A 19,739-nucleotide genomic window follows, 5' to 3' on the forward strand; every position below is an offset into this window, starting at 1 on the left:
GCCCGGGCCGTCAGCTCGGCCGGTGTGCCCTCGAAGCGGACCCGTCCGCCGGCCATGACCAGCACCCGGTTGCAGAGCATGGCCACGTCCTCGGTCTGGTGGGTGGAGAGCAGCACCGTGCGCCCCTCCCCGGCCCCCGCGATCAGCTCCCGGAACCGCATGCGCTGTTCGGGGTCCAGTCCTACGGTGGGCTCGTCCAGCACCAGGAATCCCGGATCGCCGACCAGGGCGGCCCCGAGGGCGACCCGCTGCCGCATCCCCCCGGAGAGCTTCCGGATGCGCTTGCCCCGCACCTCGGCCAGTCCGACCTCGTCGAGCACCCGCCGCACCTCGCGGTGCCGGGCGGCCCGGTCGGTCATCTCCTTGAGGATCGCCACGTAGTCGACGAACTCGAAGGCGGTGAAGTCCGGGTGGAGCCCGGGCGTCTGCGGCAGGTAGCCCAGACGCCGCCGTACCTCCTGCCGTCCGCGCGCGGTGCCCGGGTCGTGCCCGAGCACGGTGAAGGCGCCCCGGTCGGCGGGCAGGGCCGTGGCGAGCACCCGCAGCAGTGTGGTCTTGCCGGCGCCGTTGGGCCCGAGCAGCCCGGTGACGCCGCCGGTCAGCCGCAGCGACACGTCGTCGAGGGCGTGGGTGCCGCCGTAGCGGAGGCTGAGCCCGGAGGCGGACACGGTCGGAGTCATACGGCACGTCCCTGGAAGAGATCGAAACGGTCACGGAGGAGGAAGAGCAGCCCGGCCCCGAGCGCGGTGACCACCGCCGCCACGCCCTGCCCGGCCGGGGTGAACGGCGCCAGCGGCACCTCGGCCCCGGCTCGCAGCGCGTCGGCCGTGATCAGCAGCCCGATCCAGGCCCCGCCGACCAGCGACGGCGCGAGCACGGGCCCGAGCCGGGGCGTCAGCGCCAGCCCGGCCGCGTGAGCGCGAGAGCGGGCAGCAGCCAGGCCAGGGCTCGCAGCTCGTACTCGGGCAGGGCCAGCGTGACAGCTCGTTCATCCTCAGCATCACGCTCAGCACGTCACCGTCGGATCATCAGCAGTCGGAATCGTGGCATCGGCGCCACGACGGCCATCTCGTACGTCGGGTCCAGCGCGGGGCCGTACGACAGCGCCACCCCGGCCAGTGGCAGCAGCGGCGCGAGGGCGAGGAACAGTGTCGGGGACTCCCCGCCCTGGACGGCGTGCGCCGCCCCGACGCTCAGCAGCAGCACCGCGACGACGGCCCCCAGCCAGGACCGCCGCAGCACCGGGGCCGCCGCCAGCAACCGCGCGATGTGCCCGGCCACCCCGAACCGCACCAGCAGCGCCTCCAGCATCCCCACCCGGGGCGCGTCGAGCTCGGCGTCGAGCCGCTCCCAGCCCGCGTCGAGCGCGACCGGGTCACTCACCTCGGCCAGCGCCTCACGGCACCGCGCGCACGAGGTCAGATGGGCGTCGGCGGACCACACCGCGGGCACGGCCAACTCCCCCCGCGCATAGGCGCGCAGATCTTCTTCGGGCACGTGCCAACTCATGCCAACGCCTCCCGCAACTGCTTCCGGGCGCGCATCGCCCGTGTCTTGACCGTCCCCGGCGGAATTCCGAGCAGCACGGCCGCCTCCCGGGTCGTCAGCCCGTCGATCACGGTCGCCTGCAGCACCGCCCGCAGCTCCGGCGACAGCCGGACCAGGGCGCCGGCGAGGTCCCCGTGCTCCACCCCCGCGAGCACGCGTTCCTCCGCCGACGCCTCGTCCCGGTGCCGCAGCCGTGCCAGCGCCTGCCGCAGCCGCCCCCGCGCCCCGTCTCCGCGCAGCGCGTCCACCAGCCGCCGCGACCCGATGCGCCACAGCCACCCGGCCACGTCACCGTCCTCCCGGTAACGGGCCTTGCCCCGCCACACCGCGAGGAACGTCTCCTGCACGACGTCGTCGACGACGCCCACGTCGGCGCACCGACCCCGCAGCCGGGCACGGAGCCACGGCGCGTACCGCCGGTACAGCTCCTCGAAGGCACGCCGGTCGGCGTCCGCGGCAATGGCCCGCAGCAGCTCCCCGTCGCTTCTCGTTTCGCTCACGTCCCCTCATCGGACCGCCGGGGGCGAACGGTTCACGGAACCACGCATGACTTTCCGGCCTGCCACGGGCCTACCTCGGGCCCGCCTCTCGGGGCCACCGGGCCACCGGGCCGCCAAGCCGCCAGGCCACCGAGTCGCCAGGCCACCGAGTCGCCGAGTTGCCGAGTCACGGACCACTGGGCCACAGGCCGCGAGGCCGCGAGGCCGCGAGGCCGCGAGAAAAGTTCATCCACAGCCTGTGGGCAACCGCCCGGACCGGCCCGTGCCCCTCAGACGCACCCCCGCGAGCCGCCCCCCGCTGTCCCACACGTCATGTCTCCGTAACCATCGGTTCAGACGAGCTTGCGAGGCTCGGCCAATGAATCCCGCCGTGCCAGAGCCTTCACCGCCCCGAGAGGGACACGGGAGGAACGGGAACACTCATGTGACGCCCCCGCTCCCGCCCGCGCTTTCCGACGCGCCCGTGATGCTCGCGGCGCGGAAGAATGGGTCCATGAACCAGCCGAACGCCCAGGCGCAGGTCCAGCACGCACAGCCGTCCGTGGGCTCCATCGCGGCCCACCGCCCGCACACGGTCGCGGCAGCGGTCTCCGATCTGGAACCCGACATCGATGCCGACCTCGACGCGTACGAGGAATCGCCGTACGACGGGCCCCAGCTGCCGCAGGGCCGGTTCCTCGACCGGGAACGCAGCTGGCTCGCGTTCAACGAGCGCGTCCTCGAACTCGCTGAAGACCCGAACACGCCTCTGCTGGAGCGGGCCAACTTCCTCGCGATCTTCGCCAGCAACCTGGACGAGTTCTTCATGGTCCGGGTGGCCGGTCTGAAGCGCCGTATCGCCACCGGCGTGGCCACCCGCTCCGCCTCCGGCCTCCAGCCGCGCGAGGTGCTGGAGATGATCTGGGCCCGCTCCCGCGAGCTCATGGCCCGGCACGCCGCCTGCTACCACGAGGACGTCGCCCCCGCACTCGCGGAGGAGGGCATCCACCTGGTCCGCTGGAGCGAGCTGGAGGAGAAGGAGCAGGCCCGCCTGTTCACCCTGTTCCGGCACCAGATCTTCCCCGTGCTGACCCCGCTGGCGGTCGACCCGGCCCACCCCTTCCCGTACATCTCCGGCCTCTCCCTGAACCTGGCCGTCGTCGTACGGAACCCGGTCACCGGCCACAAGCACTTCGCCCGGGTGAAGGTGCCGCCGCTGCTGTCCCGGTTCCTGGAGAGCTCCCCGGGCCGCTACGTCCCCATCGAGGACGTCATCGCCGCCCACCTGGAGGAGCTGTTCCCGGGCATGGAGGTCCTGGAGCACCACGCCTTCCGCCTGACCAGGAACGAGGACCTGGAGGTCGAGGAGGACGACGCCGAGAACCTGCTCCAGGCCCTGGAGAAGGAGCTCATGCGGCGCCGCTTCGGGCCGCCGGTGCGCCTGGAGGTCGAGGAGTCCATCGACCGCGAGGTCCTGGACCTGCTGGTGCGCGAGCTGAAGATCAGCGAGGCCGAGGTGTACCCGCTGCCGGGCCCGCTGGACCTCACCGGCCTGTTCCGGATCGCCTCGCTGGACCGGCCGGAGCTGAAGTACCGCAAGTTCGTCGCCGGCACGCACCGTGACCTGGCCGAGGTCGAGTCGGCGTCCGCGCCGGACATCTTCGCCGCGCTGCGCGAGCGGGACGTCCTGCTGCACCACCCGTACGACTCGTTCTCCACCTCCGTCCAGGCCTTCCTGGAGCAGGCGGCCGGGGACCCGGACGTCCTCGCGATCAAGCAGACCCTGTACCGGACCTCGGGCGACTCCCCCATAGTCGACGCCCTCATCGAGGCCGCCGAGTCCGGCAAGCAGGTCCTGGTCCTGGTCGAGATCAAGGCGCGCTTCGACGAGCACGCCAACATCAAGTGGGCCCGCAAGCTGGAGGAGGCCGGCTGCCACGTGGTCTACGGCCTGGTCGGGCTGAAGACCCACTGCAAGCTGTCGCTGGTGGTCCGCCAGGAGGGCGAGACGCTCCGCCGCTACAGCCACGTCGGCACCGGCAACTACCACCCGAAGACGGCCCGCCTCTACGAGGACCTCGGCCTGCTCACGGCCGACCCCCAGGTCGGCGCGGACCTCTCGGACCTCTTCAACCGCCTCTCCGGGTACTCGCGCCGGGAGACCTACCGCCGTCTCCTGGTCGCCCCCAAGTCGCTGCGCGACGGCCTGGTCTCGCGGATCACCAAGGAGATCCAGCACCACCGCGCCGGGCGGCCCGCGTACGTCCGTATCAAGGTCAACTCGATGGTCGACGAGGCCGTCATCGACGCCTGCTACCGCGCGTCCCAGGCGGGCGTGCCGGTGGACATCTGGGTACGCGGCATCTGCGCGGTGCGCCCGGGCGTGGAGGGCCTGTCGGAGAACATCCGGGTCCGCTCGATCCTCGGCCGCTTCCTGGAGCACTCCCGGGTGTTCGGCTTCGGCAACGGCGGCGAGCCCGAGGTGTGGATCGGCAGCGCCGACATGATGCACCGCAACCTCGACCGCCGGATAGAGGCCCTGGTCCGGGTCACGGACCCGGCACACCGGGCGGCCCTGAACCGGCTGCTGGAGACCGGCATGTCCGACACCACCGCCTCCTGGCACCTCGGCCCGGACGGCGACTGGACCCGGCATGCGACCGACGCGGACGGCCAGCCCCTGCGCAACATTCAGGAGATGCTCATAGACGCCCGGAGGCGCCGGCGTGGCACAGCGACACCTTGACCCGACGGACCACGTGGCCGGTCCCGCCCCCACCGGGGACGCCCTCGCGGGCTACCTGCGGGGCCAGGCCACGGAGTTCCTCCGAGCACTGCGTCTGCACCGGGAGAACGGTTCGGGCGCGAACGGCTCGGAGGGGTCCGTCGACGCGGCCCTGGCCCTGCGCCGCGCCGCCCGCCGCATCAGCGCCACCCTGCACACGTTCCAGCCCCTCCTCGACACGGACTGGTCCGAGGGCATGCGCCCGGAACTGGCCTGGGTCTCGGGAACCCTGGCCATGGAACACGCCTACACCTCCCGCCTGGAACGCCTACTGACCGCCCTCCACCGCCTCTCAGGCACCGACCCCACCGCCCCCGCCGCGGGCAGTCGCGTCGCCCCCGCCGCGGGCAGTCGTGCCGACGTAGCCGCAGGCAGTCGTGCCGGCACAGCCGCGGGCGCGCGTGCCGACGCAGCCGCGGGCAGTCGTGCCGCTGGGGCGGCACCCGTCCCACAGAGAGCGGCACCCCGCGACGCCGGGCTGCGCAACCCCCCGCCCAGCACCCCGGAGCGCAGCAACCTGACAGTGGGCGCGGCAAAAGCAGGCGCCCTCCTGGACCGCCAGCTCACCCTCGCCCGCACCCGAGCCCACTCCACAGCCCTCCAGGCCATGGGCTCCAGCCGCTTCCACGCCATCGCCGACAAGGTCGCCGTCCTGGCCAGCGAGGTCCCCCTCACCAAGACCGCCACCACCACCGACCTCCGCCCCCTGGCAACGGCCGCCCACGACCGCCTCACCGACGCCGTGACCGCCCTCCCCCTCATCACCGCAGGCCACCCCTACAACGCCGCCGCGCTCATCCACGGCCTGTCCCCGGACACGGTCCCGCACCCGCAGGACGCCCCGTGGCACCAGGTCCGCCTGCTCCTGCGCCTGCACCGCTACGCCCGCGAGGTCGTCCTCGGCGAGCCCGACGGCACCTCCGACCTGCGCCTGCTCGCCGCCGGCCAGGCCCTCAACCAGCACCGGGACGCCTCGGAGGCGGCGGCGGCCGCGGCCCAGGCGGCCCGTACCCCCCGCATCGCCCCGGCCACGGCCTACGCCCTCGGCGTGCTCCACGCCGACCAGCGGCACGAGGTGGAGGCGGCGCGCTTCACCTTCCAGCAGTGCTGGCAGAAGGAGGCGGTGAGCACCCGATGAGCCCGAGCTCCACCGGCTCCTCCGGTTCCCCCGACGACACCACCGTCCAGGCGGCCGGCTGCGTCCTGTGGCGCCGCTCTCCCGTCACCGGCGAGCTGGAACTCTGCCTCGTCCACCGGCCGAAATACGACGACTGGTCCTTGCCAAAAGGCAAGCTGAAGCGCGACGAGGCGGCCCTCGCCGGCGCCCTGCGTGAGGTGGCGGAGGAAACGGGCTGCCAGGCGGTGCCGGGACCCGAGCTGCACACCCTGCGTTATCTGGCGAACGGCCGCCCCAAGCAGGTCCGCTACTGGGCCGCCGAGGCGACGACCTGCGCGTTCTCCCCGACGGACGAGGTGGACCGGGTCCTGTGGCTGACTCCGGCCGCCGCCCGCGCCCGCCTCACCCAGCCCCACGACCGTCCCTTGGTCGACGCGCTGCTCACCGTACTGAACCGGCCACAGCCCGCCGGCAGACCGGACTGACGCCCTCCACCCTCACCGGAGGGACACGCGGGCGAAACGGAATCCTCACGTGCTCTCCCCGTGAGCATTCCGTGACCTAACCACACCGTCGGCAGGGGTTCACCCCCCGTTCATTCGCGGCCATCGGCGGCTTCACCTGATCTGCCTAATTTCAGCCTTACGCGACGTGAGCCGCGCCCACGGTGCGCGCTCCATGTCACCCCGCTTTCGCACGCCGCCGATTCAGGACGGCGGCTCTCGGAAGGAACTCAAGTGAAGCTTCAGCGCATGAACCGGCGGGCCCTCGCTCTCGGTGCTCTTGCCGTCTCCGGCGCCCTGACCCTCACGGCGTGCGGCTCCGACGAAACCGGCACCGGCGGCGGCGGCTCCTCCGCCGCCGCCGACGCCAGCAACATCAAGTGCGACGACGCCTCGGGCCAGGTTCTCGCCGACGGCTCCTCCGCTCAGAAGAACGCGGTCGACGCGTGGGTCAAGCAGTTCTCGGCCGCCTGCAAGGTGGAGATCAACTACAAGGCCGGCGGTTCCGGTGCCGGTGTCACCGCGTTCACGCAGGGCCAGGTCCCGTGGGCGGGTTCGGACTCGGCACTGAAGCCGGAAGAGGTCGCGGCCTCCAAGAAGGTCTGCAAGGGCGGCCAGGGCATCGACCTGCCGATGGTCGGCGGCCCGATCGCCGTCGGCTACAACGTCCCGGGTGTCGACAACCTCGTCCTGGACGCCCCGACGATCGCCAAGATCTTCGACAGCAAGATCACCAACTGGAACGACCCGGCGATCGCGAAGCTGAACCCCGACGCGAAGCTGCCCAACCTCAAGATCCAGGCGTTCCACCGCTCGGACGAGTCCGGCACCACGGACAACTTCACCAAGTACCTGATCGCCACCGCGAAGAAGGACTTCCCCTACGAGGGCGGCAAGGCCTGGCAGGCCAAGGGCGGCCAGTCCGCTCCGCAGTCCTCCGGGGTCGCCGCGCAGGTCAAGCAGACCGCCGGCGCGATCGGCTACTTCGAGCTGTCGTACGCCAAGGACGGCATCAAGACCGTCGCCATCGACACCGGCGCCAGCAAGCCGGTCCAGGCGACCGTCGAGAACGCCACCAAGGCCATCTCGGACGCCAAGGTCGTCGGCACCGGCAAGGACCTGGCGCTGCAGCTGAACTACGGCACCACGGCCGACGGCGCCTACCCGATGGTCCTGGTGACGTACGAGATCGCCTGCGACAAGGGCAACAAGGCCGACACCCTGCCCGCCGTCAAGGCGTTCCTGCGCTACGCGGCCTCGGAGGACGGTCAGAAGATCCTCGCCGAGAACGACTACGCGCCCATGCCCGACGACATCATCGCCAAGGTCCGCACGACCGTCGAGAGCCTGAGCTGATCTCAGGGTGCGGTCCGGTCACCCCCGCGGGACCGGACCGCACCGTCCGGTGCACCGCCGCCAGGAACCGCACAGCACGTGCGGTTCCGCAGACCGGAGAACCCGATGGACACACAACAGATAGCTGACGCACCTCCCCCCACCCCGCCGTCCGCGGCCGAGCAGAAGCGCGCGGCCCGTGGAGCCACCCGGCCCGGAGACCGGATCTTCCTCGGTCTCTCCCGTGGTTCGGGCATCCTGCTGCTGGTGATCATGGCCGCGATCGCGGGCTTCCTCACCTACCGCGCCGTGCTCGCCATCAGCAAGGACCACGGCAACTTCCTGACCACCCTCGACTGGAACACCGGTGCCAACCCGCCGGTCTTCGGCATCGCGGTCCTGGCCTACGGCACGGTCGTCTCCTCGATCATCGCCATGGTCATCGCGGTCCCGGTCGCGGTCGCCATCGCGCTGTTCCTCACGCACTACGCCCCGCGCCGGCTGCGCGGCCCGATCGCCTACGTGATCGACCTGCTCGCTGCCGTGCCGTCCATCGTCTACGGCCTGTGGGGCGCCCTGGTCCTCGTCCCGAACCTGAACGGCCTGTTCGGCTGGCTGAACGACTACCTCGGCTGGACCGGCATCTTCTCCTGGCAGGGCGGCGCCGCGCGCTCCATGCTCACCGTGGGCATCCTGCTGGCGATCATGATCCTGCCGATCATCACCAACGTGAGCCGTGAAGTCTTCCGGCAGGTCCCGCAGATGCACGAGGAGGCGGCCCTGGCGCTCGGCGCCACCCGCTGGGAAGTGATCCGCATGTCGGTCCTGCCCTTCGGCCGCTCCGGTGTGATCTCCGCGTCGATGCTCGGCCTCGGCCGCGCCCTCGGCGAGACCATGGCCGTGGCGACCGTCCTCTCCCCGGACTTCCTCATCCACGGCAGCCTGCTCAACCCGGGCGGCGGCACCTTCGCCCAGAACATCGCCAGCAAGTTCAGCGAGGCCACCGAGTTCGGCCGTGACGCGCTGATCGCCTCCGGCCTGGTCCTGTTCGTCATCACCCTGCTGGTCAACGGCGCGGCCCGCGCGATCATCGCCCGCCGCAAGGAGTACTCGGGGGCCAACGCATGAGCACCGCATCCTCCCTCACCGCCAAGCACCCCAGCACCCTGCGCGGCGCCCGTCTGCCCAAGTGGGCTCCGTGGGCCATCGCCGCCGGATCCGTCGCCCTCGGAGTCGGCATCAGCGCCGCCGCCGGCCTGCACAGCAACATCCAGTGGGCACTGATCGCCGCGATCCTCCACGTCCTCGGGACGTACGTCATCGCGGCCCGGGTCGAGAACCGCCGCCAGGCCAAGGACCGCGTGGTCACCTCGCTGGTGTGGGTCGCGTTCCTGCTCGCCGTGGTGCCGCTGGCCTCTCTGGTGTGGTCGACCGTCCAGCGCGGTGTGAAGGTCCTCGACGTCTACTTCCTGAGCCACTCGATGGGCGTGATCGCCGACTCGGAGCCGGGCGGCGGCATCTACCACGCCATTCTCGGCACGCTGGAGCAGGTCGGCCTCGCCACGCTGATCGCCGCGCCGGTCGGTGTGCTCACCGCGATCTACCTGGTGGAGTACGGGCGCGGCAACCTCGCTCGGGCCGTCACCTTCTTCGTCGACGTCATGACCGGCATCCCGTCGATCGTCGCCGGCCTGTTCATCCTCAGCCTCATGCTGATGTTCGACATGGAGCCCTTCGGCTTCGCCGGCTCGCTCGCCCTCGCGATCCTGATGATGCCGGTCGTCGTCCGCTCCACGGAGGAGATGCTGAAGCTCGTCCCGAACGAGCTGCGCGAAGCCTCTCTGGCGCTCGGCGTGCCCAAGTGGCGCACCATCCTGAAGGTGGTCCTGCCGACGTCCATCGGCGGCATCACCACGGGCATCATGCTGTCCATCGCCCGTATCGCCGGTGAGACCGCGCCCGTGCTGCTGCTGGTGTTCGGCAGCAAGTTCATCAACGCCAACCCCTTCGAAGGTGCGCAGGCGTCGCTCCCGCTGTACATCTACCAGCAGTACGGGTCGGGCGAGGCCACGGCGTACGACCGCGCGTGGGCCGCGTCCCTCACGCTGATCGCCTTCGTGATGATCCTCAACCTGGTGGCCCGCGGGATCGCCCGCTGGAAGGCCCCGAAGACCGGTCGCTAAGACGTCAATATGCGGCTACCGCCGCGCGGGGCCCCACAGCGACCCCCAGACTTTGGAAGTGAAGTACTAATGGCCAAGCGAATCGACGTAAGCGGACTCACCGCCTACTACGGCTCCCACAAGGCGATCGAGGACATCTCGATGACCGTCGAGCCGCGCTCGGTGACGGCGTTCATCGGCCCGTCCGGCTGCGGCAAGTCGACGTTCCTGCGCACGCTGAACCGCATGCACGAGGTGACGTCCGGCGGCCGGGTCGAGGGCAAGGTGCTGCTGGACGACGAGGACCTCTACGGCACGGGCATCGACCCGGTGTCGGTGCGCCGTGAGGTCGGCATGGTGTTCCAGCGGCCGAACCCGTTCCCCACCATGTCGATCTTCGACAACGTGGCGGCGGGCCTGCGGCTGAACGGCAGCTACAAGAAGAGCGAGCTGGCGGACGTCGTCGAGCGCTCGCTCAAGGGCGCGAACCTCTGGAACGAGGTCAAGGACCGCCTGAACAAGCCCGGCTCGGGCCTCTCCGGCGGCCAGCAGCAGCGTCTGTGCATCGCGCGGGCGATCGCGGTCGAGCCGAACGTCCTGCTCATGGACGAGCCCTGCTCCGCCCTCGACCCGATCTCCACCCTCGCGATCGAGGACCTGATCGGGGAGCTGAAGGAGCGCTTCACGATCGTCATCGTGACGCACAACATGCAGCAGGCGGCGCGGGTCTCCGACCGCACGGCGTTCTTCAACCTCGCGGCGGTCGGCCAGCCCGGCAAGCTCATAGAGATCGACGAGACGGAGCGGATCTTCTCCAACCCGTCGGTCCAGGCCACGGAGGACTACATCTCCGGCCGCTTCGGCTGATCCGCCGAGAGTCATCCGAGACTCCTCGCGGTGCTGCATGGCGGTGCCACCGCGAGGCCGAAAAAGGGCCCGCCCCTCTCCCAGGGGCGGGCCTTTTCGTGTGTGCGGCTTCTGTCGTCCTCGGCTTCCCGGAGGGACGCCAGTTTTCAGAGGACCGCCAGATTCACGACCCAGAACGACGCGGCGGCCACGATCGCCGCGGCCGGCATCGTGATGAACCACCCCAGGATGATGTTCTTGGCGACACCCCACCGCACGGCGTTGACACGCTTGGTGGCCCCCACGCCCATGATCGCCGACGTGATGACGTGCGTCGTCGAGATCGGCGCCTTGAACAGGAACGCCGTGGTGAACATGATCGACGCCCCCGTGGTCTCCGCGGCGAACCCCTGCGGCGGGTCGAGCTCGATGATCTTCCGCCCCAGCGTCCGCATGATCCGCCATCCACCGGCGTACGTGCCCAGCGACAGCATCACGGCACAGGCGATCTTCACCCACACCGGAATGGGATCGCCGTAGTCCTCGACATCCGCGATGACGAGCGCCATCACCACGATGCCCATGGTCTTCTGCGCGTCCTGCAGACCGTGCCCCAGCGCCATTCCGGCCGCGGAGACGGTCTGGGCTATGCGGAAGCCCCGCTTGGCCTTGTGCGGGTTCGCCTTTCGGAAGATCCACATGATCGCGGTCATCACGAGATAACCGGCGAGCAGACCGACGACCGGCGACACGAACATGGGGATGACGACCTTGTCGAGCACCCCGCTCCAGTAGACCGTCGTCCCGCCGGCCAGCGCCGCGCCGACCATGCCTCCGAAGAGCGCGTGCGAGGAGGACGAGGGCAGTCCGAAGTACCAGGTGATGAGGTTCCAGACGATCGCCCCCACCAGCGCGGCGAAGAGGATCCCCATCCCCTTCGACCCGACGGGAGTCTGGATCAGCCCCTCACTGACGGTCTTGGCGACGCCGGAGCCCATGAACGCACCGGCGAGGTTCATCACCGCCGCCATGGCCAGCGCGGCCTTCGGCGTCAGTGCCCGGGTGGAGACGGACGTGGCGATCGCGTTCGCCGAATCGTGGAAGCCGTTGGTGTACGTGAAGAAGAGCGCGACCGCGATGGTCACGACCAGAGCAAAGGTGTCCATGAAGGGCTCAGGACTCCTTGACGGCGATGGTCTCCACCGTGTTCGCCACGTGCTCGAACGCGTCCGCCGCTTCCTCCAGCACATCCACGATCTGCTTGAGCTTGAGGACCTCCATGGCGTCGAACTTGCCGTTGAAGAGGTGCGCGAGCAGCTTGCGGTGGATCTGGTCGGCCTGGTTCTCCAGCCGGTTGACCTCGATCCAGTACTCGGTGAGGTTCTCCATGGTCCGCAGGTGCGGCATGGCCTCGGCGGTCAGCTCGGCGGCGCGCGCCAGGACCTCGATCTGCTGCTCGACGCCCTTGGGCAGTTCCTCGACGTTGTAGAGGACGACCAGGTCGACGGCCTCCTCCATGAAGTCCATGATGTCGTCGAGGGACGAGGCGAGGGAGTAGATGTCCTCGCGGTCGAACGGCGTGATGAACGAGGAGTTCAGCTGGTGGAAGATCGCGTGCGTGGCATCGTCACCTGCGTGTTCCGCTGCCCGCATACGCTCTGCGATCTCGGCCCGGGCGGATGTGTCCGCTCCGAGCAGTTCCATCAGGAGCTTCGAGCCCGTGACGATGTTGTCCGCGGAGGCGGCGAACATGTCATAGAAGCTCGTCTCCCTGGGGGTCAGACGAAAGCGCACGTGGGGTCCTCGGGGTGCTTCGGTTTCGGTCTGGCTGATGCTAGGCGCATCATTCGGCCACGGCTATCGGGCCGTCCCCCAGTGTCGCCCATCGGGCAAGGTGCTGAGCACGGGGGCGGTCCAGGGTATGGATCAGGCCGTTGCGCAGGGCTTCGGCCAAGAGGCGTATACCCAGCAAAGTTCGGTACCATATACCCACCAGGGGTATATGTCGGCTCACTGCCCACCAGGAGGACACGATGACGGACGTGACCGACGTAACGAACGCCGGGGATGCCTCGGATGTCGCGAACGTCACCGAAACCACAGCCGGTACGGACATCGTGACCGACCATGACCGCGGCGTCCACGGGTACCACAAGCAGAAGGACGAACACCTCAAGCGCCTGCGCCGTATCGAGGGCCAGATCCGCGGCCTCCAGCGCATGGTCGACGAGGACGTCTACTGCATCGACATACTCACGCAGGTCTCCGCCTCCACCAAGGCCCTGCAGTCCTTCGCCCTGCAACTGCTGGAGGAGCACCTGCGGCACTGCGTCGCCGACGCGGCCCTCAAGGGTGGTGACGAGATCGACGCGAAGGTCAAGGAGGCGACCCAGGCGATCGCCCGCATGCTGCGGACATGAGCCCGGCCCGGTTCATCCGCCGGAGGCGTCCCGCTCCTCGGCCACTTTCAGCACCTCGTCGATGCTCTCCAGGCTGAGCCGCTCCTGAGCGGCCGAGGCCGCGATGATCAGCTCTCCGCACAGCTCGATCTCGGCGAGGGCCACGTGGTCCTGAACTGCCGTACCGCCGACCGGAGCCACGTGCATCACCTCATCTCTGCCGTTGCCGACTTCCTAGAGTAGGGAGCGGCCTACACACCGCGCATGGCACGGACGGGCTAGTTCGCGCCGGTCACCCCTCGGCGATCTCGCCCGCGTAGATGTCGTCGGTGTCCGGCAGCCGTACACGCGCCGAGGCCCCGAAATCGTAGAGCAACGTCGTCGAGGCGACGGCGACCGGGCTCTTCTGCTGCCCGCCCACGAAACTGAACCGGTGCCGGACCTTGCGGATGCGCCCCTCGTCGTCGAGGTAGACGTCGAACGGCACCTCGGCCGTGGCGAACCCCCGTGCCGCCGCGTTCAGCGGCGTCCGGTTGCCGTCGGAGGCCCGCTTCGCGGCATCACCGAGATCGGCCGTCCCCTTGTAGTGCCGCACCCCGGTGCCCGCCACCTCGGTCCTTCCGACATACCTGGCCGACCGGGTCCCGCGCAGCACCTCGGCCGCCGCGAACGGATCGGTGGCCCCGCCGGTGACGAGATTTCCGTCGGACAGGGTCCGCGTCTCCACCCGCACCCACTTGTCCGGCGGCACACCCGCCCCCCGGTTCTTCATGAAGAGCGCCCCGGGCGCGAGCAGTTCGGTGATGGGCCGGTGCTCGGTGGCGCCCGCGGGATCCTGCGGCAGCAACACCCGCAGCCTTCCCATCCGCTTCCGGTAGTCGTAGACCCCCGCGCCCCGGATGGTCACCCGGGTCCCGCCGGTGGCCATCTCCATCGACGTACGGGCCTTCGAACTCCCCGCCTCCACCAGCCGGTCGGCGGCCCGCCGCAACACGACGACGGCGTCCCCACCACGGGAATCCCCGGCCACGGCGTCACCCCCGGCGCACCCTCCGGCCCCCAGCCCCACCCCGGCCACGATCCCGGCCGCGACGACCGCCGCACCCGTCCGCCTGTGCCGTCGTTCCCGCTGCCGCCCAGTCATCGCCTGCCTACCCCCAGCCGGTACGTCCGTCACGGGCCCCCTCGTTGTTCCGGTTAACGACCGGTATGTGCCCTCGTCACGCGAGGCCTCGAGAGCCGGCATACAAAGCCTTTACCCGGCCTGGGTAACGTTGTCGGCGTGGCGCAGCAGGACGGTCCGGAACACCGCACGGCAACAACGGACAAGGGCCGCTTCTCCATGGCCACCTGCACCTGCGGCTGGCAGGGCCCAGCCAGAAGAGCAAGAAGCCAGGCCCGCACAGACGCGCAAAAACACGAGAACCCGACCTAGCTACGGGCAGTCGTGCCGCCGGGTGGGCGCCTTAGCTGCGGGCAGTCGTGCCGCTGGGGCGATGGGGGTCCCCCCTGCTCGAGCGAAGCCGAGAGCTTGGGGGAGGGTGGGCGGTGGGGGCACCTCCCTGCTCGAGCGAAGCCGAGAGCTTGGGGGAGGCACCCCGCCACGCCGGGCTGCGCAACCCCCCGCCCCCGGCCCCAACACACAGCACCCTCCCGAACACCGAGCTCCAGCCCCCCGGCACTATGGAACCCCCGCGCCCACCACCCCGTCTCCCACGACGGAACCACCGGGAGGCCCCATGGAACGGCGCACATTCCTCACAGCCGGCACGGCAGGCATAGCCACGGCCGCACTACCCTTCACCGCCGCGTGCACACAGTCCGACACCCGCTCCGGAGCCTCACCCACCACCAGAACAGCGACCACAACCACCACCACGGCCACGAGAACGAAGACCACCGCCGCCAACTGGTCCGCCCTGGCCCGCGACCTCGACGGCCCCCTCGTCCGCCCGGGCGACACCGCCTGGCAAACGGCCCACCAGCTCTACAACACCCGCTTCGACACCCTGAAGCCCGCCGCGGTCGCCTACGTCTCCCACCCGGACGACATCCGCACCGCCCTGGCCTACGCCCGCGCCCACGCCCTGCACGTGGCGATCCGCAACGGCGGCCACTCCTACGCGGGCTGGTCCTCCGGCAACGGCCGCCTGATCATCGACGTCTCGAAGCTCAACCGCATCCGAGCCACCGGCAACACCGCGGTGGTCGGCGCCGGTTCCAAGCTCATCGACGTCTACCGCGCCCTCGCCGCGAAGGGCGTGACGATCCCCGCCGGCTCCTGCCCCACCGTCGGCGTCTCCGGCCTCACCCTCGGCGGCGGACACGGCGTGGTCTCCCGCGCCTACGGTCTGACCTGCGACAGCCTGACCCAGGCCACCCTGATCACCGCGGACGGCAAGCAACTCACCGCGAACGCCCGCGAGAACAAGGACCTCTTCTGGGCCCTGCGCGGCGCCGGCAACGGCAACTTCGGCGTCGTCACGGAACTGCACTTCAAGACCCACCCGGCCCCGCAGGGCGTCTCGGCGTACCTGTCCTGGCCCTGGTCGAAGGCGGCCGCGGTGGTGAAGGCCTGGCAGGAGTGGGGCCCGTCACAGCCCGACGAGATCTGGTCGTCCCTCCACCTCGCGAACGCCGCCGGCGGCACCCCGACCGTCTCCGTGGCGGCCTTCTCCCTCGGCACCTACGGCGAACTGCAGAACGCGGTCGACCGCCTCGCCGACCGCGTCGGCGCCCCGGCCCGCAGCGTCTCCCTGAAGCGCCGCTCGTACGAGGAGTCGATGGAGGTCTACGCCGGCTGCTCCTCGTTCCCGACGGACGCCCAGTGCCACCTCCCCGGCTCGACCCCGGGCCGTTCCCCGAAGGGCGCGCTGGGCCGCGAGACCTACGCCGCGGCGTCGGACTTCTTCGACCGCTCCCTCTCCGCGGCCGGGATCCGCACCCTGCTGTCCCAGATCAAGTCGGTGCGCGGCGGCACCGGTAGCATCGCGCTCACCGCCCTGGGCGGGGCGATCAACCGTGTGTCCCCCACCTCCACGGCCTTCGTCCACCGCCGCTCGCGCATGCTGGCCCAGTACATCGCCGCCTGGCGGCCGGGCACGACAGGCTCGACGGCCCGCGACTGGCTGGCCTCGGCCCACAAGTCCATGCGCCCCCACGCCTCGGGCGCGGCCTACCAGAACTACACGGACCCCACCCTGACCGACTGGCGCAAGGCGTACTACGGCGAAGCGTCGACCCGCCTGACCAAACTGAAGCACCAGTACGACCCAAACCGCTTCTTCACCCACCCACAGGCGCTTTAGGTCCGTGCTCGGCATCCGCCGGGGTGCCGCCGGTCGCGTTCCGGCCGAGCAGCGCGACGATTTTCTGTCCTTCCGGGGCAACGACCAGAGCGTACGAGCCGTCTCGCCCACGCCCGCCCACATGACGGGAAATCGTCGACTTCGTTCTGACGTTCCTCCAGCGGGAGCCCGGTGACGAGAGTGCGGAGGTGCTGGCCGAGCCTTCCGAAGAACCCCCGCACTCGGAAGGTCGGTCCATGGACGACGCGCGGCGCTACGCAGCAAGGTCCCTCTCGGAAGCCCCGGCACGCTCACTCCGGGCCCCGGGAATCACCGCGTCCCCCGCCCCGGCACTCCGCCCTCTGGCCCGAACGACCCACCCCACCCGAGCCGACCGCTCCACAGCCCGCACAACCGGCGTCAACAGGGCCATCGCCACCGGCGACAGCAGCAACGCCACAGCCGTCCCCAGCGCGAACCCGCCGATGACATCCGTCGGATAGTGCACACCCATGTAAACCCGGATGAACCCGCCGAACACCGCCAGCACCAGCGCGACCAGCCCGAACTTCCGGTTCGCGACGAACAGTCCGACCGCCATCGCCATGACGATCGTCGCGTGATCGCTCACGAACGAGTAGTCGGTCTTCCCGCTGACCAGCACCTCGAGCCCTTGGTGGTCCAGGAACGGCCGGGGCCGTTCCACGAACCCGCGTATGGGCACGTTGACCAGCACGGCGATGCCCGCCGCGAGCGGCGCCCAGGCCAGCGCCGCGACGGAGGACGCCGCGTCCTCGTCGCCCCTGCGCCGCAGGGTCCACCAGCACCACAGCACGAGCAGGACGATGCCGAGCAACAGCCCGTATTCGCCCACGAACTCCATGACCCGGTCGAACCACGGCGGTGCGTCCTTGGCCAGGCCATTGATGTCGTAGAGCAGGTCGACGTCGGGGTTCGACCCGGATTCGGCGAGTCCAGCCATGGTGCTGCGGCCCCTTCGTCGTCTCTCTCGGCGCACCTGTGCGTGCGCCGTTCCTGCCACCCCCGTGGTTTGTAGATCCGCTTCCGCTGCACTGACGTCCGCTCGGCTACGTCACCAGGAACGCACGGTCCCCGTTGATACGTTCCACACTCCACCGAATGATCACGTAGACGTTATCGAAGAGAGATACGTCTTCGCAGCTCAGGGGGCGGGTTCACGCGCGGTTCACACCGTCGTGGGCAGCGCTTTCGCGCCATCTTCGGTGACCCGGGTGGCTCCGAAGTAGTCAGGGGTGTCGATCGGGTCGAACCGGATCACGGCGCCCGTTCGCGGCGCGTCGATCATGTACCCCCCACCGACATAAATACCGACATGCCGGATGGTCCGGGAATTGGTGAGGTCGTCCGAGAAGAACACCAGGTCGCCGGGGAGCAGTTCATCCCGCTTGGGGTGCGGTCCGGCGTTGTACTGGTCGTTGGCGACGCGTGGCAGCCGGACACCCACACTCTCGTACGCGGCCTGCGTCAGCCCGGAGCAGTCGAAGCGTCCGCCCTGCTCAGCGGTACCGGTCCCGCCCCACAGGTAGGGCGTGCCGAGCTTCTTCTGCGCGTACTCGATGGCGCCGGCGGCCTGCTCGGAGGGGTCGACCCGCCCGACGGGCGCCGCGAAGCTCTGGGAGAGCGTCGTGATCGTCTTGACGTAGTTCTGCGTCTCGCTGTACGGCGGCACGCCCTTGTACTTGATCACCGCGTACGCCCCCGCGTTGTACGCGGCCAGCATGTTTTCGGTCGGATTCCCGCCAACGCCCTTCACGTACGAGGCGAGCTCACAGTCGTACGACGCGGCAGAGGGGATCGCGTCCTTCGGGTCCCATACGTCCCGGTCGCCGTCCCCGTCCCCGTCGATGCCGTGCGAGGCCCAGGTGCCGGGAATGAACTGCGCTATCCCCTGTGCGGCGGCTTGGCTCTGCGCCTTCGGGTTGAACCCGCTCTCCTGGTACAGCTGGGCGGCCAGCAGGGCCGGGCTGATGGCGGGGCACAGGTTGCCCCACTTCTGCACGAGGGCCGAGTACGCGGCGGGCACCGCCCCCTTGGCGAGCGCCTTCGCCCCACCGCCCACGCCGTTGACCAGGTTCCCGGCAACGATGTAGACGCCCACCACGAGCAGCATCACGAAGGCCAGCGCGGAGCTGATCGCAACACCCGCCACGACCCAAGCCTTACGCACCGTCAACCGCCCCTCACCCCAAAGGAGTCCACCGCCCGGCCAGTGTAGAGGCGCCCGCCGACCTCGGGAATGATCACGAGGAGGAGAGTCGGCGCAAAAGAAGAACGTCCGAAAGCACAGCCCGACACACCAGGGGCAACCGGCGCACGGGCGCGTCCCCACCGGCTGACGACTCTCCCAGTGACAGACCGTCACGAGGAGCATCACCGACGAACGTCATCGACCAAGGAAAGCCGCAGCACCCAACCACGGCCCGTTCCCCGTGTTAGGTAGCCTTCACCCGGGGAACACCGGCGCGACCACTCACCCGACCGACCGTCAAAAACGGCCCGAAAAGGTGACGCAGGGCGTAAGAGGGGACAACGACGGAACCACACGACAGGTTTCGCTCAGGCCTCATTGCCCGGGGTGACCCGCCGTGATACACAGAGTGACCATACGATCCCGGCAAGGTATTCGTACGAAACCCGCCAATCAATGACGCCAAGTCGACATGCGGCAGCGTCATTGTCGGCGACAATGAGGCCTGACCTCTGCACGACCGCAGAGGATGCGGAACTACCCACCAGGGGCGGTGACTTACATGCTCTTTGCGGCCGACAAGGGAGATATCAACACCATCATCGGCGGGATCGCTCCGGACTGGGGCCCCTTCGGCAGCCTGGGCAACGAGGCCAAGGTGATGATCGAGGTCGTGATGGCGGTCGCCATCCTGCTCTGCCTGGGCATCGCCATCTGGGGCGCGGCGAAGCAACGCATCGGCGCGACGGCCCTCCGGGACACCTTCAGCGCCGAACAGGGCAAGGGCCTCATCATCGCCGGCCTCACAGGAGTCTTCATCATCGGCTCCCTCGGCACGCTCTTCACCATCGTGTACGGCATGGCCGTGTAGCCGGGCACCACCCGCCCCGGCCGGGCACGCCCGGCTCCCCTCCATCCCACCCGCCCGTCGTGCCCACCGGCTGAGGTTGCGTTTCCCTGATGTCGAGTCACCACACCGCGCCCGCGCGGGAACCAGCACGGCTACCGTCGTACGAGGAGTACGAAGTGTCTCCGCACGACGTCGAGG

Annotated in this window: 18 protein-coding genes and 1 pseudogene; 10 read left to right on the forward strand and 9 right to left on the reverse strand. The window is 69.8% G+C overall.

What is annotated here, in order from left to right; genetic code table 11:
* The 3 genes and pseudogenes from SSQG_RS18105 to SSQG_RS18115 form a co-directional block, all read right to left on the reverse strand.
* The coding region (locus tag SSQG_RS18105; protein WP_003991256.1) for an ABC transporter ATP-binding protein at nt 1-680 on the reverse strand (680 nt) is incomplete at its 3' end.
* Nucleotides 677-1,509 (reverse strand): annotated as a pseudogene (locus SSQG_RS18110) (zf-HC2 domain-containing protein). The pseudogene SSQG_RS18110 and the gene SSQG_RS18105, both read right to left, overlap by 4 nt.
* Nucleotides 1,506-2,048, reverse strand: a complete 543-nt coding sequence (locus tag SSQG_RS18115; RefSeq protein WP_003991258.1) for an RNA polymerase sigma factor — start codon at nt 2,046-2,048, stop codon at nt 1,506-1,508. Before SSQG_RS18115 ends, SSQG_RS18110 begins: the two are co-directional and overlap by 4 nt.
* Before the next feature lie 493 nt (nt 2,049-2,541).
* Here SSQG_RS18115 and SSQG_RS18120 point away from each other — a divergent pair, with 493 nt between their 5' ends.
* From SSQG_RS18120 to pstB, 7 genes are all read left to right on the forward strand, one after another.
* Entirely contained in the window at nt 2,542-4,773 is a 2,232-nt protein-coding gene (locus SSQG_RS18120) for an RNA degradosome polyphosphate kinase (RefSeq protein WP_039933029.1), read from the forward strand.
* Complete coding sequence (locus SSQG_RS18125; RefSeq protein ID WP_039933031.1) at nt 4,754-5,950, forward strand: CHAD domain-containing protein; 1,197 nt, start codon at nt 4,754-4,756, stop codon at nt 5,948-5,950. Before SSQG_RS18120 ends, SSQG_RS18125 begins: the two co-directional genes overlap by 20 nt.
* Complete coding sequence (locus SSQG_RS18130; RefSeq protein ID WP_003991261.1) at nt 5,947-6,414, forward strand: NUDIX hydrolase; 468 nt, start codon at nt 5,947-5,949, stop codon at nt 6,412-6,414. Before SSQG_RS18125 ends, SSQG_RS18130 begins: the two co-directional genes overlap by 4 nt.
* Before the next feature lie 252 nt (nt 6,415-6,666).
* A complete protein-coding gene (gene pstS, locus SSQG_RS18135; RefSeq protein WP_003991262.1) occupies nt 6,667-7,788 on the forward strand; it encodes a phosphate ABC transporter substrate-binding protein PstS in 1,122 nt (373 codons plus the stop codon).
* A 105-nt stretch (nt 7,789-7,893) separates the two neighbouring features.
* Nucleotides 7,894-8,895, forward strand: coding sequence for a phosphate ABC transporter permease subunit PstC (gene pstC / locus SSQG_RS18140; protein ID WP_003991263.1), 1,002 nt, complete (start codon nt 7,894-7,896; stop codon nt 8,893-8,895).
* Nucleotides 8,892-9,950: a phosphate ABC transporter permease PstA gene (gene pstA / locus SSQG_RS18145; RefSeq protein WP_003991264.1), complete on the forward strand. Its 1,059-nt coding sequence runs from the start codon at nt 8,892-8,894 to the stop codon at nt 9,948-9,950. Before pstC ends, pstA begins: the two co-directional genes overlap by 4 nt.
* Before the next feature lie 69 nt (nt 9,951-10,019).
* Nucleotides 10,020-10,796, forward strand: coding sequence for a phosphate ABC transporter ATP-binding protein PstB (gene pstB, locus SSQG_RS18150; RefSeq protein WP_003991265.1), 777 nt, complete (start codon nt 10,020-10,022; stop codon nt 10,794-10,796).
* A gap of 146 nt (nt 10,797-10,942) precedes the next feature.
* Here the strand turns inward: pstB and SSQG_RS18155 are convergent, their stop codons facing one another.
* Both SSQG_RS18155 and SSQG_RS18160 read right to left on the reverse strand, forming a co-directional pair.
* Nucleotides 10,943-11,941, reverse strand: coding sequence for an inorganic phosphate transporter (locus SSQG_RS18155; RefSeq protein ID WP_003991266.1), 999 nt, complete (start codon nt 11,939-11,941; stop codon nt 10,943-10,945).
* Between the two features lie 7 nt (nt 11,942-11,948).
* Complete coding sequence (locus tag SSQG_RS18160; protein ID WP_003991267.1) at nt 11,949-12,569, reverse strand: DUF47 domain-containing protein; 621 nt, start codon at nt 12,567-12,569, stop codon at nt 11,949-11,951.
* Nucleotides 12,570-12,808: 239 nt separating this feature from the next.
* On the opposite strand from SSQG_RS18160, the gene SSQG_RS18165 reads away from it, so the two are divergent.
* Entirely contained in the window at nt 12,809-13,195 is a 387-nt protein-coding gene (locus SSQG_RS18165) for a metal-sensitive transcriptional regulator (RefSeq protein ID WP_003991268.1), read from the forward strand.
* 12 nt (nt 13,196-13,207) lie between these two features.
* Here the strand turns inward: SSQG_RS18165 and SSQG_RS41840 are convergent, their stop codons facing one another.
* Together SSQG_RS41840 and SSQG_RS18170 are read right to left on the reverse strand one after the other, a co-directional pair.
* Complete coding sequence (locus SSQG_RS41840) at nt 13,208-13,375, reverse strand: hypothetical protein (protein WP_167545762.1); 168 nt, start codon at nt 13,373-13,375, stop codon at nt 13,208-13,210.
* Between the two features lie 91 nt (nt 13,376-13,466).
* Complete coding sequence (locus tag SSQG_RS18170) at nt 13,467-14,318, reverse strand: hypothetical protein (RefSeq protein ID WP_003991270.1); 852 nt, start codon at nt 14,316-14,318, stop codon at nt 13,467-13,469.
* Nucleotides 14,319-14,913: 595 nt separating this feature from the next.
* On the opposite strand from SSQG_RS18170, the gene SSQG_RS18175 reads away from it, so the two are divergent.
* Entirely contained in the window at nt 14,914-16,482 is a 1,569-nt protein-coding gene (locus tag SSQG_RS18175) for an FAD-binding oxidoreductase (RefSeq protein ID WP_003991272.1), read from the forward strand.
* Nucleotides 16,483-16,735: 253 nt separating this feature from the next.
* Here the strand turns inward: SSQG_RS18175 and SSQG_RS18180 are convergent, their stop codons facing one another.
* Together SSQG_RS18180 and SSQG_RS18185 are read right to left on the reverse strand one after the other, a co-directional pair.
* Nucleotides 16,736-17,443, reverse strand: a complete 708-nt coding sequence (locus tag SSQG_RS18180) for a phosphatase PAP2 family protein (RefSeq protein ID WP_003991273.1) — start codon at nt 17,441-17,443, stop codon at nt 16,736-16,738.
* A gap of 225 nt (nt 17,444-17,668) precedes the next feature.
* Nucleotides 17,669-18,613, reverse strand: a complete 945-nt coding sequence (locus SSQG_RS18185) for an NlpC/P60 family protein (RefSeq protein ID WP_425315018.1) — start codon at nt 18,611-18,613, stop codon at nt 17,669-17,671.
* Between the two features lie 640 nt (nt 18,614-19,253).
* Between SSQG_RS18185 and SSQG_RS18190 the strand changes: the two genes are divergently transcribed.
* Nucleotides 19,254-19,562, forward strand: coding sequence for a hypothetical protein (locus SSQG_RS18190; RefSeq protein ID WP_003991275.1), 309 nt, complete (start codon nt 19,254-19,256; stop codon nt 19,560-19,562).
* Nucleotides 19,563-19,739: the final 177 nt, after the last annotated feature.

Source organism: Streptomyces viridochromogenes DSM 40736, from assembly GCF_000158955.1.
GTDB lineage: Bacteria > Actinomycetota > Actinomycetes > Streptomycetales > Streptomycetaceae > Streptomyces > Streptomyces venetus.